Origin of the sequence: Moritella sp. 28 (assembly GCF_018219435.1) — a bacterium.
Taxonomy (GTDB): Bacteria; Pseudomonadota; Gammaproteobacteria; order Enterobacterales; family Moritellaceae; genus Moritella.
In genome coordinates this window covers 36,825-60,318 of the sequence record NZ_CP056121.1, presented here as the reverse complement: position 1 = coordinate 60,318, position 23,494 = coordinate 36,825, and the positions used below count along the sequence as shown (strand labels likewise).

At 40.1% G+C, this 23,494-nt stretch carries 16 protein-coding genes, 1 tRNA gene and 1 rRNA gene; 3 read left to right on the top strand and 15 right to left on the bottom strand.

Annotated features, from left to right (window positions below; all coding sequences use genetic code 11):
* Window positions 1–415: 415 nt before the first annotated feature.
* From HWV02_RS00235 to ilvG, 6 genes are all read right to left on the bottom strand, one after another.
* Window positions 416–1,414, bottom strand: coding sequence for a glucosaminidase domain-containing protein (locus HWV02_RS00235; protein WP_211689406.1), 999 nt, complete (start codon window positions 1,412–1,414; stop codon window positions 416–418).
* Window positions 1,415–1,476: 62 nt separating this feature from the next.
* Window positions 1,477–2,592 (bottom strand): alanine dehydrogenase, encoded by a 1,116-nt coding sequence (gene ald / locus HWV02_RS00230; RefSeq protein ID WP_211689404.1) that lies wholly within the window; start codon window positions 2,590–2,592, stop codon window positions 1,477–1,479.
* Window positions 2,593–2,873: 281 nt separating this feature from the next.
* Entirely contained in the window at window positions 2,874–4,721 is a 1,848-nt protein-coding gene (ilvD, locus tag HWV02_RS00225; RefSeq protein ID WP_211689403.1) for a dihydroxy-acid dehydratase, read from the bottom strand.
* 142 nt (window positions 4,722–4,863) lie between these two features.
* Window positions 4,864–5,793, bottom strand: a complete 930-nt coding sequence (locus tag HWV02_RS00220) for a branched-chain amino acid transaminase (protein WP_211678007.1) — start codon at window positions 5,791–5,793, stop codon at window positions 4,864–4,866.
* A gap of 130 nt (window positions 5,794–5,923) precedes the next feature.
* Entirely contained in the window at window positions 5,924–6,181 is a 258-nt protein-coding gene (gene ilvM, locus HWV02_RS00215; RefSeq protein WP_304610879.1) for an acetolactate synthase 2 small subunit, read from the bottom strand.
* Complete coding sequence (gene ilvG, locus HWV02_RS00210; protein ID WP_211678006.1) at window positions 6,168–7,826, bottom strand: acetolactate synthase 2 catalytic subunit; 1,659 nt, start codon at window positions 7,824–7,826, stop codon at window positions 6,168–6,170. Before ilvG ends, ilvM begins: the two co-directional genes overlap by 14 nt.
* A 498-nt stretch (window positions 7,827–8,324) precedes the next feature.
* Here ilvG and HWV02_RS00205 point away from each other — a divergent pair, with 498 nt between their 5' ends.
* From HWV02_RS00205 to HWV02_RS00195, 3 genes are all read left to right on the top strand, one after another.
* The gene (locus tag HWV02_RS00205; protein ID WP_211678005.1) at window positions 8,325–9,842 is read left to right on the top strand and encodes a YifB family Mg chelatase-like AAA ATPase; all 1,518 of its coding nucleotides are present in this window, start codon (window positions 8,325–8,327) and stop codon (window positions 9,840–9,842) included.
* 73 nt (window positions 9,843–9,915) lie between these two features.
* Window positions 9,916–10,818 carry an acyltransferase gene (locus tag HWV02_RS00200; RefSeq protein WP_211678004.1) on the top strand — a complete coding sequence of 301 codons (903 nt, stop codon included), beginning with the start codon at window positions 9,916–9,918 and terminating at the stop codon, window positions 10,816–10,818.
* A 471-nt stretch (window positions 10,819–11,289) separates the two neighbouring features.
* Window positions 11,290–12,951, top strand: a complete 1,662-nt coding sequence (locus HWV02_RS00195; protein ID WP_211689401.1) for an AMP-binding protein — start codon at window positions 11,290–11,292, stop codon at window positions 12,949–12,951.
* Between the two features lie 71 nt (window positions 12,952–13,022).
* Here the strand turns inward: HWV02_RS00195 and HWV02_RS00190 are convergent, their stop codons facing one another.
* The 9 genes from HWV02_RS00190 to rrf form a co-directional block, all read right to left on the bottom strand.
* Complete coding sequence (locus tag HWV02_RS00190) at window positions 13,023–13,646, bottom strand: thiol:disulfide interchange protein DsbA/DsbL (RefSeq protein ID WP_211678002.1); 624 nt, start codon at window positions 13,644–13,646, stop codon at window positions 13,023–13,025.
* Window positions 13,647–13,703: 57 nt separating this feature from the next.
* Window positions 13,704–14,693 (bottom strand): serine/threonine protein kinase, encoded by a 990-nt coding sequence (locus tag HWV02_RS00185; RefSeq protein WP_211689399.1) that lies wholly within the window; start codon window positions 14,691–14,693, stop codon window positions 13,704–13,706.
* A gap of 159 nt (window positions 14,694–14,852) precedes the next feature.
* Window positions 14,853–16,259, bottom strand: a complete 1,407-nt coding sequence (gene ccoG / locus HWV02_RS00180; RefSeq protein WP_211689397.1) for a cytochrome c oxidase accessory protein CcoG — start codon at window positions 16,257–16,259, stop codon at window positions 14,853–14,855.
* Window positions 16,260–16,558: 299 nt separating this feature from the next.
* Complete coding sequence (locus tag HWV02_RS00175; protein WP_211689395.1) at window positions 16,559–17,986, bottom strand: PLP-dependent aminotransferase family protein; 1,428 nt, start codon at window positions 17,984–17,986, stop codon at window positions 16,559–16,561.
* A gap of 158 nt (window positions 17,987–18,144) precedes the next feature.
* Window positions 18,145–20,298 (bottom strand): FAD-dependent oxidoreductase, encoded by a 2,154-nt coding sequence (locus HWV02_RS00170; RefSeq protein ID WP_211689394.1) that lies wholly within the window; start codon window positions 20,296–20,298, stop codon window positions 18,145–18,147.
* 182 nt (window positions 20,299–20,480) lie between these two features.
* Window positions 20,481–21,194 carry a metallophosphoesterase gene (locus tag HWV02_RS00165; protein ID WP_211689392.1) on the bottom strand — a complete coding sequence of 238 codons (714 nt, stop codon included), beginning with the start codon at window positions 21,192–21,194 and terminating at the stop codon, window positions 20,481–20,483.
* Between the two features lie 555 nt (window positions 21,195–21,749).
* Complete coding sequence (locus HWV02_RS00160; RefSeq protein ID WP_211689390.1) at window positions 21,750–22,349, bottom strand: Yip1 family protein; 600 nt, start codon at window positions 22,347–22,349, stop codon at window positions 21,750–21,752.
* A 790-nt stretch (window positions 22,350–23,139) separates the two neighbouring features.
* Window positions 23,140–23,216, bottom strand: a tRNA-Asp gene (locus HWV02_RS00155).
* Window positions 23,217–23,256: 40 nt separating this feature from the next.
* Window positions 23,257–23,372 (bottom strand): 5S ribosomal RNA (gene rrf / locus HWV02_RS00150).
* Window positions 23,373–23,494 lie beyond the last annotated feature (122 nt).

The window sequence follows — 23,494 nt, the reverse complement described above, 5'->3', positions numbered from 1 at the left end:
ACTTCAAGATTTGATGATTGGAGAGTATTACAACTCTATTGACGAAGGGAAGCAGTTCAATCATCTAGCAACAGGAAAGTCGAGGTGGGTCACATATCCAAGTACTTTTGTACATTTTACGACTACGTAACATCTACACAATCATCAAAAAAATCCACTTTAAATTAAGAAACGTCAATTTTAGCGTCTTAAAACCGACAAAAACCCTCAACTACTCAAAAATAGGCATTGTATCGATAATGGACAAAATAGAAAAAACCAACATGTTTTAACAAAGATAGTGATTTATATCGTAAATTTAACTTAACCACACACTTATGAGCCAACAGTGTTAAAAATGAAAGTATATTAAATAGATTGGTGATGAAAAAAGGCACTCAGAAAGGCTTTGAGCACCCCAAAATATATTAGCTGATTATTCTGCCAAAGATTGTTTTATTGGTTCTTCTGGCGTAACGGTGACATTTTTAGCATTATCCGTAGCCTTGTTAGGTTCAACTATTGCTGAATCACTATTTTTCGTTTCAACAATAGTTAAGTCCGGCGTTAAAGTAATTGTTTCCGGTAACTCAACCTCTTCTTCTGCAACCATTTCTGTCACCACAGGTTTCGGTGCTGCACATAACTGATAATCCGTATTTTCATTATTTCGCCAGAATTGGCGGTTGTGACGGATCATTGCCCGAACTTCTGTAATGTACGCCTCTTTTCTTTCCGAGTAATTAATCAACCCAGCCGCGAGTGCACAGGCATTAATGACATCGCCATTTTTACGTAATTCAGAACGAATCTCACGTAGCAGCAAATAACTTTGGTTTCTATTAATATTGCGGAAGTACGAACGAACAGACTCCTCGATCGAGTCAAAGCTCGCCACTTCATGCGCAGCCCCTTGCTCGCGTTGATTTGGTACAATCCCACAGCCTTTGCTAAAGCACCACTGGCCAAAAAAGTTATGCCCAAGTTTAGCAAAGCGTGATGTGCCCCAAGCCGTCTCATTAGCCGACTGACTAAATACCAGTTCTTCAGGGATAACATCAACGTGTAACAATAACGTATTAATCAAGGCATGATCATTATTAGCGGTCACTTTATACATACTCGCCATATCTTGTAGTTGTGCTTGATCTTGCGCTGTTAATGCTACTTTAGCCTGCCATTGAGTTAATAGCGCACGCTCTGCTAATACTTCAGCAGTAACGGTATCAAATGCGGGTTGTAGATAATTAAAGAATGCGGTTTTCTTGGCGGTGGCATCATTAAACGCAGCAAAGTCTGGCACATCTGACCTTTCGACTTCAATAGCATCACCTGACCTTTCGACTTCAATAACATCATCTGATGTAAGGACGGTATAGAGACCGAACAAAGCCAGCCCAGTAAGAAGGAGTAAAATAGTTATTTTCTTTTGCATATAAAAAAAGCACCATTAATAAATAATGGTGCTAATTTAACACGTTATTGCAATAAGCTAGATTATAAAATCATGCTCTTTGGTGCAATGAACGGTAAGTTATGTGCTTCAGCAACATCTTGAACAGTGACTTGACCAGCGATAACGTTTAAGCCGTTTAGTAGGTGCTCATCTTGTAGCAATGCTTCTTTCCAACCTAGATTAGCAAGCTTGATAATGTACGGCAGTGTTGCATTGTTTAATGCAAACGTAGATGTTTTCGCAACAGCACCAGGCATGTTAGCAACACAGTAGTGTACAACGTCATCAATGATGTAAGTTGGGTCTTGGTGTGTCGTCGCGTGTGAAGTTTCGAAACAACCACCTTGGTCAATCGCAACGTCAACAACAGCAGCACCAGGCTTCATGCGTGAAATTAGGTCTTTAGTTACCAGTTTCGGTGCTGCTGCACCAGGAACTAATACCGCACCAATCACTAGATCAGCTTCTAATACATATTTTTCAATTGCATCGTGTGTAGAATAAACTACTTTCAAACGGCCATCGAATTGATTGTCGAGATTAGCGAGTACAGTAAGGTTACGGTCTAACATAGTTACGCTAGCGCCCATACCCACAGCCATTTTCGCTGCATTCATACCAACAACACCGCCGCCGATAACAACAACGTTTGCAGGAGCAACACCCGGTACGCCACCCATAAGAAGACCACAACCACCTTGTGATTTTTCTAATGCTTGTGCGCCAGCTTGAATCGACATACGACCAGCAACAGCAGACATAGGTGCAAGTAGCGGTAAGCCACCGTTTGCATCAGTTACTGTTTCGTAAGCGATACAAACTGCATTACTCTTAATTAGGTCTTCTGTTTGTGCTAGATCAGGTGCAAGGTGTAAGTAAGTGAATAACACTTGGCCATCACGTAGCATTGCACGTTCAACAGCTTGTGGCTCTTTTACTTTCACAATCATGTCTGCAGTTGCGAAAACTTCAGCTGCAGTTGTTAATATTTTTGCACCAACAGTTTCATAATCGCTGTCGCTAAAACCAATACCAGCACCAGCAAATGTTTCAACATAAACTGTATGGCCATGTGTAATAAGCTCTCGTGCACTTGCAGGAGTCATACCTACGCGATACTCATGGTTTTTAATTTCTTTAGGTACGCCGATAATCATATGCTATTTACTCCGATATATGGTTTATTTAACTGGCTGAGAAAAGCTTCTCGATATATAGGTGCAGTATAGACGCAGAAGTGCAGAATTAATCACTAAAGATCTATCTAATTTTAAGAAAATTTTATATAAGATTTGTTAAATTGATGTTGAACAGAAGATAATTTTTTCTGTGAGCAAGATCGCCCTCAAAAAAAGGGCCCAGCAGTAATCATAGTCGATTATCACTGAGCCTTTGATATAGACCATGGTGAATTGCTAGATAATACTAACGAGGTAGGTTAAATCAGATTTCTATCGCGTACAGCACCTTTATCTGCACTTGTCGCGAAGTGACCATAGATACGTAATGCTTGTGTTACTTTTCGTGCTCGTATCTCAACAGGTTTCCACGCTAATTCACCGCGGCTTTCCATTTCAGTGCGACGCGCAGCAAGTACATCATTAGCAACCATAAGATTCATCGAGCGTTCTGGAATATTAATATCAATAATATCGCCATCTTCAACCAGACCGATCAAGCCGCCACTTGCAGCTTCTGGTGAAGCATGACCAATAGACAAGCCCGACGTACCACCCGAAAAACGACCATCAGTAATAAGCGCACACGCTTTACCAAGTCCCATCGATTTCAGATAACTGGTTGGATATAGCATTTCTTGCATACCTGGACCACCTTTCGGTCCTTCATAACGAATAACAACCACGTCACCGGCTTTGATTTCACTGGCTAAAATAGCACTTACCGCAGAATCTTGGCTTTCAAATACCCGTGCAGTACCACGGAACAATAAATTATCATCCGCAACACCCGCAGTTTTAACTACTGCGCCATCAATGGCAATGTTACCCGTTAATATCGCAAGACCACCTTCTTGACTGTAGGCATTTTCGATGGAACGGATACAACCATTAGCACGATCATTATCGAGTGAATCCCAACGGCAATCTTGGCTGAAGGCTTTCGTGGTACGGATACCAGCCGGGCCTGCCGAATACATTTTCTTCACCGCATCAGATTGGGTAGTGATAATATCAAACTCAGCTAACTGCTCAGCCATGGTCATACCCATTACGGTCATATTATCAGTATGCAATAAACCGGCACGATTCAACTCGGCCAAGATAGCCATTACGCCACCGGCACGATGCACATCTTCCATATGATAGAGCGGCGTTGACGGAGCTACTTTACATAACTGCGGTACTTTACGTGATAACGCATCCATATCCGCTAAGCTATAATCGACTTCGCCTTCAATGGCAGCGGCGATTAAATGCAATACTGTATTCGTTGACCCACCCATGGCGATATCTAGCGTCATGGCATTTTCAAAGGCGTCACGATTAGCAATATTACGCGGTAATACTGATTCATCATTTTGCTGATAATAACGTTTACACAGGTCAACAATACGACGGCCTGCATTTAAAAACAATTCTTCACGATCTGCGTGGGTTGCAACTAATGAACCATTACCCGGTTGTGATAGCCCTAATGCTTCAGTTAAGCAGTTCATTGAGTTAGCAGTAAACATACCCGAACATGAACCACACGTTGGACATGCGCTACGCTCTACTTTTTCAACATCTTCATCTGACACATTTTTATCTGCGCCCATCACCATGGCATCCACTAAGTCTAACTTAATGATCTGATCTGATAATTTAGTTTTACCGGCTTCCATCGGACCACCGGAAATGAAGATAACCGGAATATTAAGACGCAATGCAGCCATTAACATACCGGGGGTGATCTTGTCGCAGTTAGAAATACACACAAGTGCATCCGCACAATGAGCATTAACCATATATTCAACAGAATCTGCAATCAGATCACGTGAAGGCAAGCTATACAGCATGCCGTCGTGACCCATAGCAATACCATCATCAATCGCAATGGTATTAAATTCTTTCGCGATACCGCCAGCTTTCAAAATTTCGCCTGCGACTAATTGCCCCATGTCTTTTAAATGGACGTGCCCAGGAACAAACTGGGTAAATGAATTAGCAATAGCAATAATTGGTTTGCCGAAATCTTCTTCTCGGGTACCGGTTGCACGCCACAAGGCGCGAGCACCAGCCATATTACGGCCTTCGGTAGATGTTGCAGAACGCAGTTTAGGCATCGGTTCTCTCCATGAAACAAAAATAAACAGTAAATATAAAGGAGGCAAATCTGCGCCTCACCTTAATAATCAAATCGACTCATCGTCGTAAGTAGGTGTTAACAACACCTACTTATATATAGCAGTAATATAAATAGAACGGTTAGCTTGGATCCGCCACATAATCCAACCAGCCCCACTTATCTTCACTCTGACCTTTAATCAAAGCAAAATAAGCTGTCTGTAGTCGCTCTGTAATTGGACCACGTTTACCCGTGCCAATGTCAATACGATCAACGGAACGCACAGGAACCACTTCAGCAGCCGTTCCGCACATGAACATTTCATCTGCTAAGTACATGGCTTCACGAGCAATCGGTTCTTCACGCACTTCATAACCAAAGTCGCGCGCCAGTACCATCAGGGTATTACGGGTTAAACCCGGTAAGATACATGCCGTTGTCGGCGGAGTATGGATCACACCATTTTTCACGAAGAACAAGTTTTCACCCGCACCTTCAGAAATAGTACCGTTCACATCCAATGCTATACCTTCTGCGTAACCATGACGTTTCGCTTCAGATGAGATCAGTTGTGATGATAAATAGTTACCACCGGCCTTTGCGCCAGTTGGGATGGTATTAGGTGCTAAACGATTCCAAGAGGTAACACAAACATCAACGCCTTGCTCTAAGCTTTCGTCGCCCAAGTAAGCGCCCCAGTTCATTGCTGCAACAAGCGCATCACAAACGGTTGATTTTGGTGTTAAACCCAGTCCAACATTACCAATATAAGCCAGTGGACGTAAATAAGCATTGGTAAGGCCATTGGCTAATACCGCATCTTTACAGGCTTGTTCTATTTCTTGCTTTGAATAAGGAATGCTCCAGCCGTAAATTTTGGCTGAATCAAATAGACGTTGAACGTGTTCTTTCAAACGGAAAATAGCGGGACCTTTCGGCGTATCATATGCTCGAATACCTTCAAATACCGATGAGCCATAATGCAATGCATGCGTAAATATACTCACTTTGGCCTGAGATTCCGGTACCATCTTTCCATTAAACCAAACTTGCTGTTCAGTATTCGCCATAATCGCTTCTTCCCTTATGCTGTAATTTTGTATTATTTTAAATAACGCCTGTTCTTGCATCCTGTAATTCAATGCAAACCTGCGCTGTCAATAAAGTGTTATATTGCAGTGCTGTTATATTTCAGTACGGCTATATTGTGGTCATGTGCTGAACGCTTACTTTACTCACATCAAACAATTTTTCTAACTGTTTATAAAGTAGATCAATGCCGCGCTCACCAGATACTGTAACCGTAATCTTTATGCTATTGCAATCATTCATTTGTACCGAATTCATGCTACTAATGCGAAAACCTCGATGACGAATAACACGTAATATTCGCTCTAAAATTTCGAGTGTGTTGGTGGCTTCAATCACCACTTCATGTACTTGTTTAGCACTCATCATATTGCTCCAACATATCACCGTTATTAACCCCAGGTGGCACTAATGGCCAGACATTTTCTTGCTCTGATATTTGTACATGCAAGAAATACGCACCATCACTGGCCAACATACGCTCCATCGCTGGTTGCACTTGTTCTTTAACCACCACCGTTTCGCCTGGAATACCACATGCCGCCGCTAACGCCACAAAATCAGGATTATCATCTAGAATAGTCTGCGATAAACGGCCATCAAAAAACAGAGTTTGCCATTGACGCACCATACCGAGACGTTGATTATCGATTAATACAATTTTTACTGGTAATTTAGCCCGGTTGATCGTCGCTAACTCTTGGATGTTCATCATAATAGAACCATCACCGGTGACCACAACCGGCATCGCATCAGGACGCGCGAGTGCCGCACCAACGGCCGCCGGTAACCCAAAGCCCATGGTGCCAAAACCAGCACTGGATAATAAATTTTCAGGTTGCGTAAATGTCATATGTTGCGCAGTCCACATCTGGTGCTGACCAACATCGCACGCCACAAGATGGTCTTCAGGTAAGCTGGCAGACAATTGTTTCAATAACAAAGGGGCATAGATAGCAATGCCGGGGTGATCATAACGAAAAGCAGTGTCGACTTTCATTTCTAAGGTATGTAATCGCCAAGGTGCAATATCCAAGGTCATTTTTAACGCCGGTAAAATGAGCTTTAAATCAGTTGTGATGGCAACGTTTGCTACCCGTAATTTATTGTGTTCACATGCATCAATATCAAGGTGGATAACTTTGGCATTTGGGGCAAACTCATCAAGTTTACCAGTCACTCGATCATCAAAACGTGCTCCGACCGCAATCAACAGATCACTTTCTTGTACCGCTAAGTTAGCCGCTTTTAGGCCATGCATCCCTAACATACCCAAATAATAAGGGTGTTCAGGATCAGCGCTGCCTATACCTTTTAATGTACTGACCATCGGAATATCTAATGCTGCCGCTAATTCACGTAATTCAGGTACGGCATTCGCCATGCCGACACCACCACCGACATACAATACTGGTTTTTTAGCCGCATGTAATAATGCACGAGCCGCAGTCACCTCTTCATCAACCAAGCCATCTAACGGCGGTAACACAGGTAATTCAGATACCGTCTCACACGCCATTTCTGCCAGCTGAATATCTTTAGGAATATCAATTAATACTGGTCCAGGACGGCCAGTTGTCGCAATCGTAAATGCTTCAGCAATAATTCGATCTAAGTCATTTTGATCTTCAACCAAAAAACTGTGTTTGGTACATGATAACGTCATACCAAGAATATCCACTTCTTGGAACGTATCAACGCCAATCAAGGCACTCGGCACTTGCCCAGTGAACGCAACAACAGGGATCGAATCAGCCATTGCTTCCGCTAAGCCTGTCACTAAGTTAGTAGCACCTGGACCTGAAGTCGCAATACAGACTCCGACTCTAGCACCAGCACGCGCATAACCCAACGCAGCCATAATTGCACCTTGTTCATGTCGTGCTAATAAATGCGCTACACCACCATCATATAACGCATCATACAATGGCATGATCGCGCCGCCAGGATAACCAAATACTTGGTTTACCCCCTGTTTACGTAAAGCATTTACAATAAATTCAGTTGCTTTCATTAATCCACATCCCTTTAAACATCATTCTTGTAAACCGTTAAACGTCAAACAAAAAAAAACCCCGGTTATCTACCGAGGTTTTCTTATTGCTGGATTAAGCTTATTTTCGCTTAGCAGTAAGTCCCCGGCTTGGTAATTTAATAATTACCACCAGAATGCTGACCACAATAATAAGACGCGAAATAAACCCAAACATATAACTAATCCAACAACTCTATAAAATTTTGATGATTCATTATTAGCATGGTGAATTTATTTAAGCAAGCCTTTAACCGCGCACAAAATAACTCAAACAACCAAATAAATGCACGCGAACAATTCAAAATATTGGAAAACAAACAAATTACAGTTTAAAAATTCACGTATGACAGACATCACAAAATAGACTGTGGCAAATAGGCCTTGCTTAAGGTTTTAAAATAATCCACCTAATTCAAGCATGCTTATTGTTAATTACACTAGGGTATAAATACAATCATAAATAGCCAAGGATGATGAATGAATTTAGCCGTGATCTATAGCCGTGCGATTTTAGGTATCAACGCGCCTTTAATTACCATCGAAGTACACATCAGCGAAGGACTACCAGGCTTTACCATTGTCGGCCTACCAGAAACATCAGTGAAAGAAGCCAAAGATCGCGTGCGAAGCGCATTAATGAACTCTAATTTTATGATGCCAGCCAAACGGATCACCGTCAATTTGGGACCCGCCGATCTACCAAAAGAAGGCAGCCGTTATGACTTACCGATTGCTATCGCGATTTTAATCGCATCACAGCAAATCACGACCAATCGACACCAGCAATTAGAATTTATTGGTGAACTTTCATTATCCGGTAAGTTACGTACTTGCCGTGGCACAATCCCGAGTATCATCGCGGGTAAAAAAGCCCAACGCAGTACTATTATTCCATTCGATAATGGTCATGAAGCAGCACTTATCGACAATGCGACCTGTTTCACCGCTCTGGATTTACAACAAGTATGTACCCATTTAACGGATCAGCAAACATTACCATCGGCACAACGAGCCACAGCCGAAACGATAACATCCGCCAGTCAACACGATATGCAAGACATTATCGGACAGCAAAGTGCCAAACGTGCCTTAGAGATCTGTGCAGCAGGTAATCATAATTTATTACTGTTTGGTCCTCCTGGAACAGGTAAAACCATGTTAGCCAGTCGCTTAACCAGTATTCAGCCTGATATGACAGAACAAGAAGCACTCGAGTGTGCGGCGATAAAATCGATTAGTGGCGGCGAATTTGTCGCCCAAGATTGGTGCCGCCGCCCTTTTCGAACCCCGCACCATACCTCCTCAGCCGTCGCGCTAGTCGGTGGCGGTCGAAACCCAAGACCGGGAGAAATAACTCTCGCGCATAATGGCGTACTATTTTTAGACGAACTACCAGAATACCAGCGTAAAGCACTCGACTCTTTACGCGAACCTCTAGAAGCAGGACAGATCACAATCTCCCGGGCCAACCAACAGGTCGACTTCCCCGCTAATTTCCAATTAATAGGCGCACTAAACCCATCGCCTTCAGGCTATTACGACAATAATAAATTTGGTAGCAACAATAGCCAAGTGGCAAAATATTTAAGCAAGTTATCAGGTCCCTTCTTAGACCGCTTTGATCTGACAATTGAAGTCCCCGCATTGCCAAAGGGCAGTTTAACGGAGCAAGGGCAGCGCGGTGAAAACAGTGAACAAATTAAACAAAGGGTAAGTGCAGCACAAATAACTCAACGTCAACGCAGCAACAAATTAAACGACGCTTTGACCAGTAAAGAAATTGAACATTATTGCCCACTACAACATCAAGATGCGATATTTTTAGAACTGGCCATTGATAAAATGGGTCTATCTACGCGAGCATTTCATAAGATAATCAAGGTCGCTCGTACCATTGCAGATTTAAACAATTGTATAGATATCAATAAATCCCACCTACTTGAAGCACTCTCTTATCGAGCGATGGACCGCTTATTACAACAAATAAATGTTTAAAATTTCAGTTTTTGTTTGGCATAACGTGATGATAGTTTTATCATTTCATCTCACATCACACCAAGGCCATATTATGTTATCGACATTCACGCAAAAGGTGGCAGGCGCCATTGCATTTATCTGTTACCTGTTAAATACCCTATTTTGGTTGATCCCTATTGTTATTTTTTCGCTGTTAAAAAGTATTATTCCGTTTAAAACTGCACAAAAAATACTGAATCATTTACTTGATGGCTGTGCTTCAAACTGGGTATCTGTGAACGGGATAACCCAACAACTAATTGGTAACCCAAATATCCAAGTAAATGGTGCAGAAGGACTGTCATTAAATAAGTGGTACATGGTCATTTCAAACCATCAATCTTGGGTTGATATTCTAGTTTTGCAGCGAGTACTGAATGGTAAGATCCCGTTTCTAAAATTCTTCTTAAAGAAAGAACTTATCTGGGTACCTTTTTTAGGTCTGGCTTGGTGGGCACTCGACTTTCCATTCATGAAACGCTACAGCAAAAAGTTTTTGGCAAAGAACCCACACATGCGTGGTAAAGACATTGAAACAACTAAAAAAGCCTGTGCAAAGTTCAAACATAAACCCGTCAGTGTCATGAATTTTGTTGAAGGGACTCGCTTTACTCAGCATAAACACAGCCAACAAGCATCAACATTCAGTCATTTATTAAAACCTAAAGCAGGGGGTATCGCCTTTGCTCTCGATGCGATGAATGGCCAGCTTGATACCCTTGTCAACGTGACGATTTACTACCCGCAAGGTATTCCAACTTTTTGGGAATTTATTAGCTGTCAGGTACAACAGATCCAAGTACAAATTACCACTCAAGAAATTAACGCAAGTTATATGGGTGATTATCTCAATGACAAAACCTTTCAGACTAATTTCCAGCAATGGATAAATGAATTATGGATAAATAAAGATCAGGAATTAGAAAAACTTAATCAGGCACAGCTTAATGATTAATTTTCTGCCCTCGTTCGTATTAATGGTAATCAGTACTGTATTAGTTGCTATTCGCGTTGACGCTATTTAGATGACACACAAACTACAAGGTGGCGTGAAAATCACCGTAAATTTAAGCTACCATTTCATAATGGGCAACCAATGACGGAAGCTTAACCCTTACGCAGAACAAACAAACGAAACAACACCACAACACAGACACAACACAGATACAACACAGGCGCAACAGTGGTAACAGTTAAGCCTACAATATTATAATCATGATTTTGTGGGCTACTTCATTGTTATTTTAAAACACCCCAACAAAATAACGCTTTAGGGGTAATAAAAGATATAAAAACTGCCAAAAATAGAGCTTTAGTTCTAAAATGATATTGAGATCTCACTTTTGCTTTAATCTTAAACGGAACAAGGTGTAACATGCTATAACTGTTAAGGCATTGTTGCATTAATCTTTTTTTGGGACCACATATGAGCACATTAGCACTAAACTTAAACACACCTCTCGATGCCTTATTGCACTGGGAAAAGCATCGTGCCAATGAGGTATATTTACGCCAACCTATTAATGGGACATTTCACGAGTTCACATGGTCTCAAGTTGCTGACCAAACAAAACGTATTGCTCAAGCACTGCAATCACTTGGATTAGCACCAGGTGACAAAATAGCAATTCTGGCAAAAAATAGCGCCGAATGGTTTATTAACGATTTAGCAATCATGTACGCGGGTTACATTAGCGTGCCAATTTATTCAACAGCAAATGCAAAAACAATCAACTATGTATTAGATCACAGTGAAGCAAAAGTACTGTTTATTGGTAAGTTAGATAACTACCAAAGCCTAGAAGGGAAACTACCTGCAGACGTAATTACCATTAGTTATCCTTATGAAACACTTGCTTGTCAATATAAATGGAATGATCTGCTAGAGCAACACCAGCCATTAGCAACACCAGCACACATCAACCTTGAAGACTTAATGTCAATTATTTATACCTCAGGTAGTACTGGTAATCCGAAAGGCGTAATGATCACGTTTGCTGCATTCAAATCAGCATCACAAAATATTGTCTCTAGCTTAGGCATTATTCCAGGCGACAGATTACTGTCTTATTTACCACTAGCACACATTACTGAACGTGTTTATATTGAAGGTAGTAGTATTTATGCCGGTGAAGGTGTGGTTTCCTTTGTTGAGTCACTTGATACCTTCGTCAGTAATATTCAGTCTGTAGAGCCAACGTTGTTCATTTCTGTACCACGTCTATGGACTCGTTTCCAAATGGGCGTATTACAAAAAATGCCTGCACATAAACTTAACTTCCTACTAAAAATCCCATTTGTTAATGGTTTAGTAAGAGCTAAAATTAAACGTGGTCTAGGTTTACAGCATGCTCGTATGCTTGGCTGTGGTTCAGCTGCAGTATCACCATCATTATTAAAATGGTACGAACGCCTTGGTTTAAATATTACCGAAGCATGGGGCATGACAGAAAACCTCGCTTACGGCACATTTAACCACCCGTTTAACCCACAAAAAATAGGCACTATTGGTAAACCAGGCCCGGGGGTTGATCTAAAAATCTCTGAGATTGGCGAAATTTTAGTGAAAGGTGATGGTCTCATGACTGGTTATTACAAAGATGAAGCGCAGACCAAAGAATCATTCGATGAAGAAGGTTACTTCAAAACTGGTGATAAAGGTGAAATTGATAGCAATGGTTATGTGAAAATAACCGGGCGCGTAAAAGACATCTTCAAGACTTCAAAAGGTAAATACGTAACACCAGTGCCGATAGAATGTAAGTTTGGTGAGAATCCGAATATTGAGCAGATCTGTATTACCGGTACAGCCTTAACACAACCAGTTGCATTGGTGGTGCTATCACCAGAAGCGCGTGAACTAGGTCAAGAAGCCATGACAACTAACCTTGAAGAAACACGCCAGCATATTAATAAATCATTAGAATCACACTCACGCATTGGGCATATCATTGTTTTAAAAGATGAATGGACTGTGGATAATGGTTTATTAACACCAACACTTAAATTTAAGCGTCATGAACTAGAAAGTCGTTTTAAACCTTTCTACGAAGAAAACCACCAAGATAAAATTGTTTGGGAAAAGTAAGCTAAAATATTAATTCTAATAAAAAAGGACGCAATCGCGTCCTTTTAAAATACCTAAAATCGAGACATAAATTAATTCGTTTTTGCTGCTAGGTATTTAATCAGTTCGGTTAGCTTAACGTTGAACTCTTCACCACGCGCTTGAATACTACCCATATTAATTTGGTATTTACCATTAACGATTAATGCTGGTACACCACGAATATTCTTCTTAGCCGTATTTTTATCCATGCGTGCTACTTTACCATTCACAGCAAAACTATCCACTGCGGCATCAAATTTCTTGCCATCGATACCTGCGTCAGTAAATACTGTACGGATATCATCACGGCCAGAGAAACGACGCTTTTGATCATGAATCGCAGTAAAGATAGCAGGTGACATTTGACCTTCAACATTCAACAACTCTGCAGTCGCAAATGCTTTTTGCATTTCAATACCCATTTCACGGCCAATAAAAGCAACGTGATTTTTTTCTACTTTAATATCGGTACCAGCAAGACGTTTTGTCACATCTGTCATGATAGGTTCGAACTTAAAACAGTGTGGGCAATAATACGAAAAGTATTCAGCAATTTGCGGTTTTGATGTTGCCTGCTCAGCGATCACATCGTAATGCACACCTTCTTTAAACTGTGCAGCATTCGCAAATGGTAAAAATAACATTGCAGTGATCAATATAAATAATTTTTTCATTATTTTCCTTCCTGAAAATTTAAATTAGACGTTATTAACTGTACAAAAAATTAGTAATTAGTAATTAGGAATGAGAGATAACGGCGACTTTTGCATATTATCAATCTGTTCATGTAAAAATATGACCTGCTGTTTCCAATACAGTTCATCTGTAAACCAAGAAAAATGACGACTAAAAGCAGGGTCATCCCAACGTTTAGCAATCCATCCCATGTAGTTCATCATACGCATCGCACGTAGTGGTTCAATTAGCTTCAGCTGTTTTGGGTCAAAAGAACAGAATTCTTCATAACCTTCTAACATCACTTCCAATTGTAATAATTGTTCATGGCGATCACCGTGTAACATCATCCATATATCTTGTATCGCAGGTCCTTGACGACAATCATCAAAATCCAATATTGTGACCTTATCACGCCACAATATATTGCCCGCATGTAAATCACCATGTAAGCGAATTAGCTGATGAGAATCAGGCTTATATTGCAACGTAATTTCTTTTTCCAACGCATCATAAACATCAAAAAATGATGTTTCTAATTGCTTAGGTACAAAATTATTCTGTTGCAATATCAGCTTTGGGGTTTGCACAAACTCGGCGATCGATAATGTTGGTCGATGCAAGAATGGTTGCTTGTTCGCTAATTGATGAACGCGACCCAAGTTACGTCCAACCGACTCCAGTGCATCTAAATTATCCACTTCAATAGGACGACCACCTGTACTTGGAAAAATAGCAAAGCGGTATCCATGATAAATAAATAGACTACAACCATCAAATTGTAACGGTGCAACAACATCGATATCAGCTGACTTTAACTGTAGAGAAAAATCGTGTTCTTCTTGGATCTGTTCATCACTCCAACGAACAGGGCGATAAAACTTAACCACAAAGCGTTTACGATCTTCATCTAGAAATTGAAACACACGATTTTCATAGCTGTTTAATTCCAACAACCCCGAATCAACACGGATACCGGTAGATTCTATCGCATCCAACATAAGGTCAGGGGAAAGCAAACTGTAATCAACAGGTAGGTCTGTCATTTTTATTTCCTAAAATACGAGTACCTATATCCAAATAACTATCATAGACGTACAACAGATCTTAGATTGGATACAATAATAGCAAGCCCAGTATAACTGGGCTTGCTACTTACTTTAACTTACATTGATTATAAAGCTATTTATACTTTATTGCAGGCACTATAATTTGCTGATAAAACGACTTTGTTGAGTAAAAACATAATGCTCATTACCCTGTTCAGTAATCACAAAGTTTATTTTAATCACAGGTTGTTTCAGATCATATGGGTCAATGGCTAAACTCACTGGCTGCACGAATAATTCACCCGGCAATACTTCAATTTCACGGGGTCCAAACCACTCATGATCAGGCACGTCGATAACAGATAAACTGTATTTTTGGGTGAATGATGTCTTATTGATAATCTTAAGTGTATAAGTATTTTCAATATTGCCGTCGGAATTTTCACGATATAATGCATTTCGGTCACGAATAATATCCATTTGAACTGGCGAAATACTCATTACACTCGTAGCAAACATTACCGTCATGAGTGTCATTACGATACCGTAACCCACTAACTTGAATCGACTTTTCTGATGAGGTTTATTATTTAGGTCATTCTCAGAGGTATAACGAATCAATCCTTTCGGGTAATTCATTCGCTCCATCGTTTGATCGCACGCATCGATACAAGCACCACAGTTAATGCATTCATACTGTAGACCGTCACGAATATCAATACCTGCAGGACATACTTGAACACATAAATTACAGTCGATACAATCACCTAAACCTTTCGCTTTATGATCGACCTTACGTGAACGCGGACCACGTGATTCACCACGATTAAAATCATAACCAACAATAAATGTATCGGTATCAAACATCGCAGATTGGAAGCGCGCGTATGGACACATATGAGTACACATAATACTGCGCATCCAGCCAGCGTTACCATAAGTACAGAATGCAAAAAATAGCACCCAGAAATACACAATACCACTAGCCTGAAGAGTAAAAAATTCAGTGTAAAGGTCAACAATAGGCACAAAATAAGCCATAAATGCGAGCCCAGTAAACAGTGAAAAACTTAACCATGCGGTATGCTTAAGCACTTTCTTCTTTACTTTATCTGCCGTTGTAGGGCCTTGATTCAACTTCAAACGTTTATTTGCTGAACCTTCAATTTTCTCTTCAAACCAAATGAAAATAAATGTCCAAATAGTTTGTGGGCACATAAAACCACACCATACTCGGCCGAGGTAAGCGGTAACAAAAAATAATGCGAATGCGCCAACAATCAGAAGCAAGGCTAATAACATGAGATCTTGAGGGAAAATCGTTAAACCAAAAATATGAATGCGTTGTTCAACGATATTTAATAGGATCGCCTGATGCCCATCCCACTGGAACAAAGGTAATGCTAAAAACAGCACCATAAAAAACCAGCCCACGTATTTTCTCAATCGCTGAAATACACCACTCATGTTCCTTACATAAATATGATTATCAGGACCGACATTGGTATATTTAGGTTTAACTTTAGGGGTTATATCTTTTATATTTATGCGTTCTTCAGACATTAAATGCTCCTTATTTTTATATCTTCAATTATATCAAAGAAGCTAAATAAGTCGCTATAATCCTCTGACTTATCTCACGCTTATTAATTTAATCAAACACTTATCACAATAGAAAAACTTACAGACTGGTTTGAAAATAAGTTTACATCGCGCCAATTAATTTATCTCTTAATGGATATGATTTTTTATAAACTAGCGGAGGTATTGAAACACAAATAAGGCCTGTAAGCATAGTACAGATCAGTACTAAACTACCCTATAACAGATGCTTTCGTTATAAATACTAGAACAGTTTTTATTTACATTGGGTATGAAGTGATGCACCTAGCTAAGGTAATAAGCGCTTGGCGTATTTGTTCAGTAAGTAAATAGGAACAATTAATCCTCATGCAGTTTTTGTATTTACCATCACTCGCAAACAAGGTTCCAGGTGCAATACTGATATTATGATTATCCAATAGGATTTTAAGTAACTCACCAGTATTTATATCATCAGGTAAAACAACCCATAAAAAATAACCGCCTCTAGGTCGCGTGATCTTCGTTTCCGCAGGGAAGTATTGCTCAATGGCATGTTGCATTTGCTGTTGCCGAGATTCGAGCTGTCGCCTTAACCTACGCAGATGAATATCATAACGACCATGTAAAACAAATTCAGCAAGCGCTAACTGATTCGGCACAGCGGCAGAAAGTGTTGTCATCAATTGTAGTTGCTCGATTTGTTTCGCATAGCGACCAGCTACTACCCAGCCGACTCTAAAACCAGGGGCTAAACATTTTGAAAATGATGAACAATGTAATACTAATCCTTGCTCATCATACGCTTTAATTGGTTTCGGTTTACGTTCTGAAAAATATAGTTCACTGTAAACATCATCCTCAAGTAAAGGAATCTGATTTTCCGCCAGCACATTACGAATGGCTAATTTATTTGCTTCAGGCATCGATGCGCCAAGCGGGTTTTGATATTTACTCATTAACCAACACGCTTTAATATCATGCCGATTTACAGCTGTTGTTAGTGCGTCTACTGATATACCCAACTGTGGGTCAGTCGCAATTTCAACGGCCTTAAGTTGAAGCCGTTCTACCGTTTGCAAAACACCATAAAAAGCCGGAGATTCAATCGCAACAGTATCGCCGGGTTTAGTCACAGCCATAAGACTCAAACCCAACGACTCCATCGCCCCGGAGGTTATCACTATGTCATCAATTGACACGTCAATGCCATCACGGATATAACGCTTGGCAATTGCGCGGCGTAATGCCACGCTACCAGGCGGAAGCTCAGTCACCGCACTGTGTGCAGGCATAGTTTTAATGGTTTTTGCGAGTGCTTGACCTAACTGTTTCAGTGGAAATAAAGCAGGATCAGGGAAAGCAGAACCCAAAGGAACGATATCAGGACGTTTACAAGCGGTTAGCACTTCAAAGACATGCTCATTAATTTTTATCGAACGGTTGATCATCTGAGGGATAAGTGGCTGCGGTATTGCAAGACGGTTAAGATGTGCAGCAACAAAATAACCAGAGCGAATCTTGGCATAAATCCAGCCTTCCGACTCTAATAGCTCATACGCTTTTAAAACAGTCATCGGACTAATGTCGTGAGTTTTACTCATCTTACGAATCGAAGGAATACGATCACCTGGTAACCATATTCGTTGTTCAATTTGCAATTGAATTTCAGCAGCTACCGCATGATAGCGACTTTTTTGTAAGAGCATGAATTATTATCTACCTGAATCTATCGACCTGAAAACATAGCAAACAACCCGTAGTACACTAAAGTCGATTAAGTACGAGTTATTATATACGATCTTTTTATAACTATACTATCTTCTCAGTCCAGACTCCCCACCTTAACAACGATCCATTACAGATATTAGTTTTTACGCATATAACGATGAAACTTCTCAACCCAGGCGAGTAGCTTTTCGGGACTGTTATTACGCTTCCAATTACCCGCAACATATTTATTTGCTTCGCTCATGGTTGGATACGGATGGATCGTACCCAGTACTTTATTCAGCCCCAATTTATATTTCATTGCTAGCGTATACTCCGCCAGCAATTCACCAGCGTGAGTAGCAACGATAGTCACACCAAGAATTTTATCGCTATTTTCTGCGGTGATCACTTTAACAAAACCCTTAGTTTCACCATCAGTAATCGCACGGTCGAGATCATCAATCCCATACTTTGTCACCTGATAGAGTAAGCCTGCTTGCTTGGCTTCATTTTCATTCATACCAACGCGAGCCAATTCAGGGTAGGTATACGTAACCGCAGGAATAACACGGTAATCCGTGGCGAATTTCTTCACAGAGCCAAATAAGGCATTAACCGCAGCATACCAAGCTTGATGTGCCGCTACATGGGTTAGCTGATACGGCCCAGAAACATCACCAACCGCATATATATTAGGGATTGATGTTTGTTGGTATTCATTGATCTCGATTAGACCGCGATCAGTGATGGCTAAATCTAATGCCTCTAAGCCAAAACCACGCGTATTAGCCTGACGCCCCAGCGCTAAGAATACCTGATCAAACGCAACGAAATCGCCATTCGATAATACCGCACTATATTGATCATTTTCATTCACAAAATGCTCAACTTTATTACCTAACAATATAATGACACCATCCGCTTGCAACTCGGCTTGCACAACAGTAACAGCATCGGTATCTTCACGCCCAAGTAATTGTCCCGCCATTTCAACTTGTGTAACGCTTGACCCCAAACGAGCAAAACTTTGTGCTATCTCACAGCCGATAGGCCCACCGCCTAATACTAATAAACGACTTGGTTGTTCAGTTAACTGCCAAAGTGTATCCGACGTTAAATAGGGTACATCTACTAATCCTGGAATTGACGGTACAATAGGACGCGCCCCAGTTGCTACAACGATACTTTTTGTTGTTAATATCTGTCCACCAACCTGCACACGCCAAGGGTCAATAATACTAGCTTCAGCCGTAATGCATTCGACCCCCATCGCCGAATAACGCGCAATAGAATCATGCGGTTCAATAGCCTTAATCACATTCTGAATACGCCCCATCACATTCTCAAAATTGATATTTTTAATTTCAGCATCGATACCAAACTCATTCGCACGACCAATTTCAGCGACTGCATGTGCACTACGGATCAATGCTTTAGAAGGTACACATCCCGTATTTAAACAGTCACCACCCATTCGGTGCTTTTCAACTAAGGTTACTTTTGATTTAACCGCTGCAGCAATATAAGCGCTAACCAAGCCACCGGCTCCAGCACCTATAATGATCATATTACGATCATATGATTTTGGTTTATCCCAACGCGCATAGCGCTTTCGCTGAGTAAATATAGCTAATCCACGTTTGGCAATCCAAGGAAAAATAGCTAAGAGTACCAGTGCACTTAATAACGACGGTGAAGCGATACCAGATAAACTATTGAGTTCACTTAGTTGCGTACCAGCCCATACATAAACTGCCGTACCAACTAACATACCCACTTGGCTAACAAGGTAGAAATTACGAGTACTAATTTTAGTTAATCCCATTAAAATATTGATTAAAAAAAATGGAAATACTGGGATCAAACGCAATGAGAATAAATAAAAGTTACCTTCTTTTTCCATACCTTTATTAATCGCATCTAAACGGGCGCCAAACTTCTTTTGCACGTAATCGCGTAGTAGATAACGGCTAACCAAAAAAGCCAGCGTAGCACCAATAGAACTAGCAAAAGAGATCAGTAACAAGCCATAACCAAAACCGAATAACCCACCGCCAAGTAACGTCAGTAACACTGCACCAGGTAATGAGAACCCCGTGATCACCACATAACTAATAAAAAAGACTAACATAGCGAATACTTGATGCTGGTTAATATACTCACCAGAGGTTTGCTGCAACGCTTTGATTTGTTCCAGAGAAGCATATTGGTTTAAATCAAGTCCATACCACAATGAAAACACAGTAATAATCACTGCAATTATAATTTTTTTACTATGCGATTTTTGTTCACTATCATTAATAGCCATGTGGCATCATCCTTGCTCTAATTGGTTATTCAATCTTATCGTAAGTTTAATCTTGAATAATCACAAAAGTCTCACGACTACCTGTTATTTCTATATACACCCTTACTCAGTAAATGTCTCTTAGAGTATCTAGACACTATCAACACCTTGTGTTTACTTTGCTACAGAGTCCTATTTCCATTTCAATACGTTTTAACATATTGAAATGTACTTTTCTGATTTTTGTATTCTAGAATCAGCGCTCCAGTTCTATTTGTTCGCATGAATTCATCTAGAGTTAAATCAAATCCATAAGCAGTTGATGGTGACATCGTTTGCTGAAAGGTACTGTGTTTATTATGGTTAAAATCATGACCATGTCCGCATATTATATTCACACAGTTTTTATTTAGCTTATTAATAACATCATCAACATTTTCAATACCAATTTCATTAAACCATTTAGAGTTACTTACTTTTAGTATTGGATGGTGTATTAATATTGTTATTTCTTTCTTTCTTGACTCTTTTTTAATTTTAGACAAGTCTTTATTTGATACTCTACCAGACCCAAGCATCATTAATCTGTTTATGGGCTTGTGGCTAGAGTCAATAAATAAATACGTCATCCCATCGATTCTAACCTTTTCTTTTATAAGAATATTACTACCATAAAAAGATTTTCTCATCAAATTTATATCGTCATGATTTCCTGCTATTGCGTACACTTTAGCATTTGGTATATATACATTTAAAATATTCTTAAAATTATTATATTTTTTTATGGATGGAGAGGTGTATATATCACCCATGACAAATAGAAACTTACAATCATCACCAATTTTTATTAATGCTTTAATTAAGTGCGTTTCATTTTCCGTATTACCCAAGTGGCAATCACTTATAATGTGAATCATTTAGACCTTTTTTTTAAATTAAAACCATTGTTACAGGAAGTAGCAAAGCTTGAAGTAGACTTTTAATTATGCAGTAGTTACGAATAATCTTTGATGAGTGGGAAGAATGGATTATGTTGTCCTGAAAATTGATTGTCATAATTTCCTTAGAATATCGAAACATTATCAAGACATTGGTTTACTTACTCAATTTTGCCACACACTCCCCAAAAAGCCAAAAAAACAAGGCTTAACTCACACCGAAGATACAGTTTAATAAATCCATGACAACAAAAATAACCAGCTCGCAGCGCTGAAAAATGGTGCAGCTATATTAAACGAAGAAAAAATTGAGCAAGTTATTGAGGTATTGTTTGATCAACAGTGAAAATATTCGGTGAATATTAAACGCGTGGCGCGGGGGCCAGTCAATTTAGCGTTTATAATTTTAACGACCTGAATGATAGCCGTAATCAAGTGATAGTATTTGAGCATAGTACATCAAATAAACACGATAAAAATAACAGCGATGCATGTTCATCCCCTCATCGCTGTTATGAAAAACTGTTTATCCAATTAAATAATAAATTGTGGACCTAATCCAAAGCTCCACATGACAACAGTAATCCCCATTGAAGCCACAAACAATACAAGCCCAACCGTTAATAAAGATGACGCATAAATAAAGCCACGTTCTTCAGTAATATGCATAATAATCGGCACCCCGGTATATAGAGCCCGTACCGAAAATGCGACCCCAACTAATAGCGCTAACATGATCACCCAAGCAACAGGGATCAAAGCTGCGATACCAGTAATAAAAATAGGGGCTGCAGTATATGTAGTTAGCTCTAGCGCTTGAGTAAAGCTGGATGATGATCCAAAGTTACCCGCCATCCACTGCACAAACAGCGAAAACGTTGCCACAATAGCAATACTCACAATAACCATACCGACAGCCATTATCCCTGCGCTGGAGGAAGATAAATAGGTTGTATCTCCAAAGCCAAGTTTCCAACCAGTCACTGACGCGGTATACCATGCTGATGTAGCTGGTATTAACGCAAAGAAAAACAGGCTCACGACTACCGATAACAAAGACTCATGGTGTGTATCAATATCAATCCATTCGTCCTTGGGTTGTACGTATAAACCCCATAAGTGTTTTACTAACATCAGCTAATTCCTTAATGTAAGAGTTTCATTAAATTAAGTATTAGCGAATATATTGAGATTGCCATGTGAATGAAGAACTATTACACATAATAGTGATCCGGAGTACGAACTTGGTCTTAAGGTATTGAAACGTTATTGGTGTAGTTAGAATATAAATAACGCAATTCCGGTATTTATGTTTAATTTCAGACTTTCGTTGTTTGTTGGCAAAGAGAAAGCTGACGGCTTTCTATAAACCACAACCCGCGCCCCCGGCGTGATATACCGCTTATGTTTTTATAAAGAGTCTCACCAACTGAATGCAACTCATACGAACAAGCGCTCCGCGCAATTTACTCGATACTTATCACTGAATTTCAGGCACAAAAAAAGCCTCTATTTCTAACAAAAAGTTTTCGATTCAGGCTTTCGTTGTTGTTGGCAAAGAAAAAGTGGACGGCTTTCTACAAACACAACCCGCGAGCCCCGGCGTGACAGGCCGCTTATGGTTTTATAAAGAGTCTAACCAACTAAACTACCACTCCGAACAATCTGTATTTTTTGTATCCTGAATTTCAGGCACAAAAAAAGCCTCTATTTCTAACAAAAAAGTTTTCGATTCAGGCTTTCGTTGTTGTTGGCGGAGTGCCGGGACTCGAACCCGCGAAGCTTTCGGCAGCGTGACAGGCCGCCTTTTTTAGGTAAACAGTCTAACCAACTGAACGACCACTCCGAACAATCTGAATTTTTGTATCCTGAATTTCAGGCACAAAAAAAGCCTGAATCTTTCGATTCAGGCTTTCGTTGTTGTTGGCGGAGTGGACGGGACTCGAACCCGCGACCCCCGGCGTGACAGGCCGGTATTCTAACCAACTGAACTACCACTCCGCACAATCTGTGCTAATGTTTCCATCAGTCTTAATTTGGCGCTTGGCGATGCCCTACTCTCACATGGGGAAGCCCCACACTACCATCGGCGTTATTACGTTTCACTACTGAGTTCGGAATGGGATCAGGTGGTACCGCAACACTATGGTCACCAAGCAAATTTGGTTTGCTTTCAAGTTGTATCTTTAAAATCTGAAAAGCTATAAATAAAGAAGTCTTTAAAACCTATCTTTCGATAAATAGTAGTGTTCAATCAATTCTTAAGTCGTATTTCAATT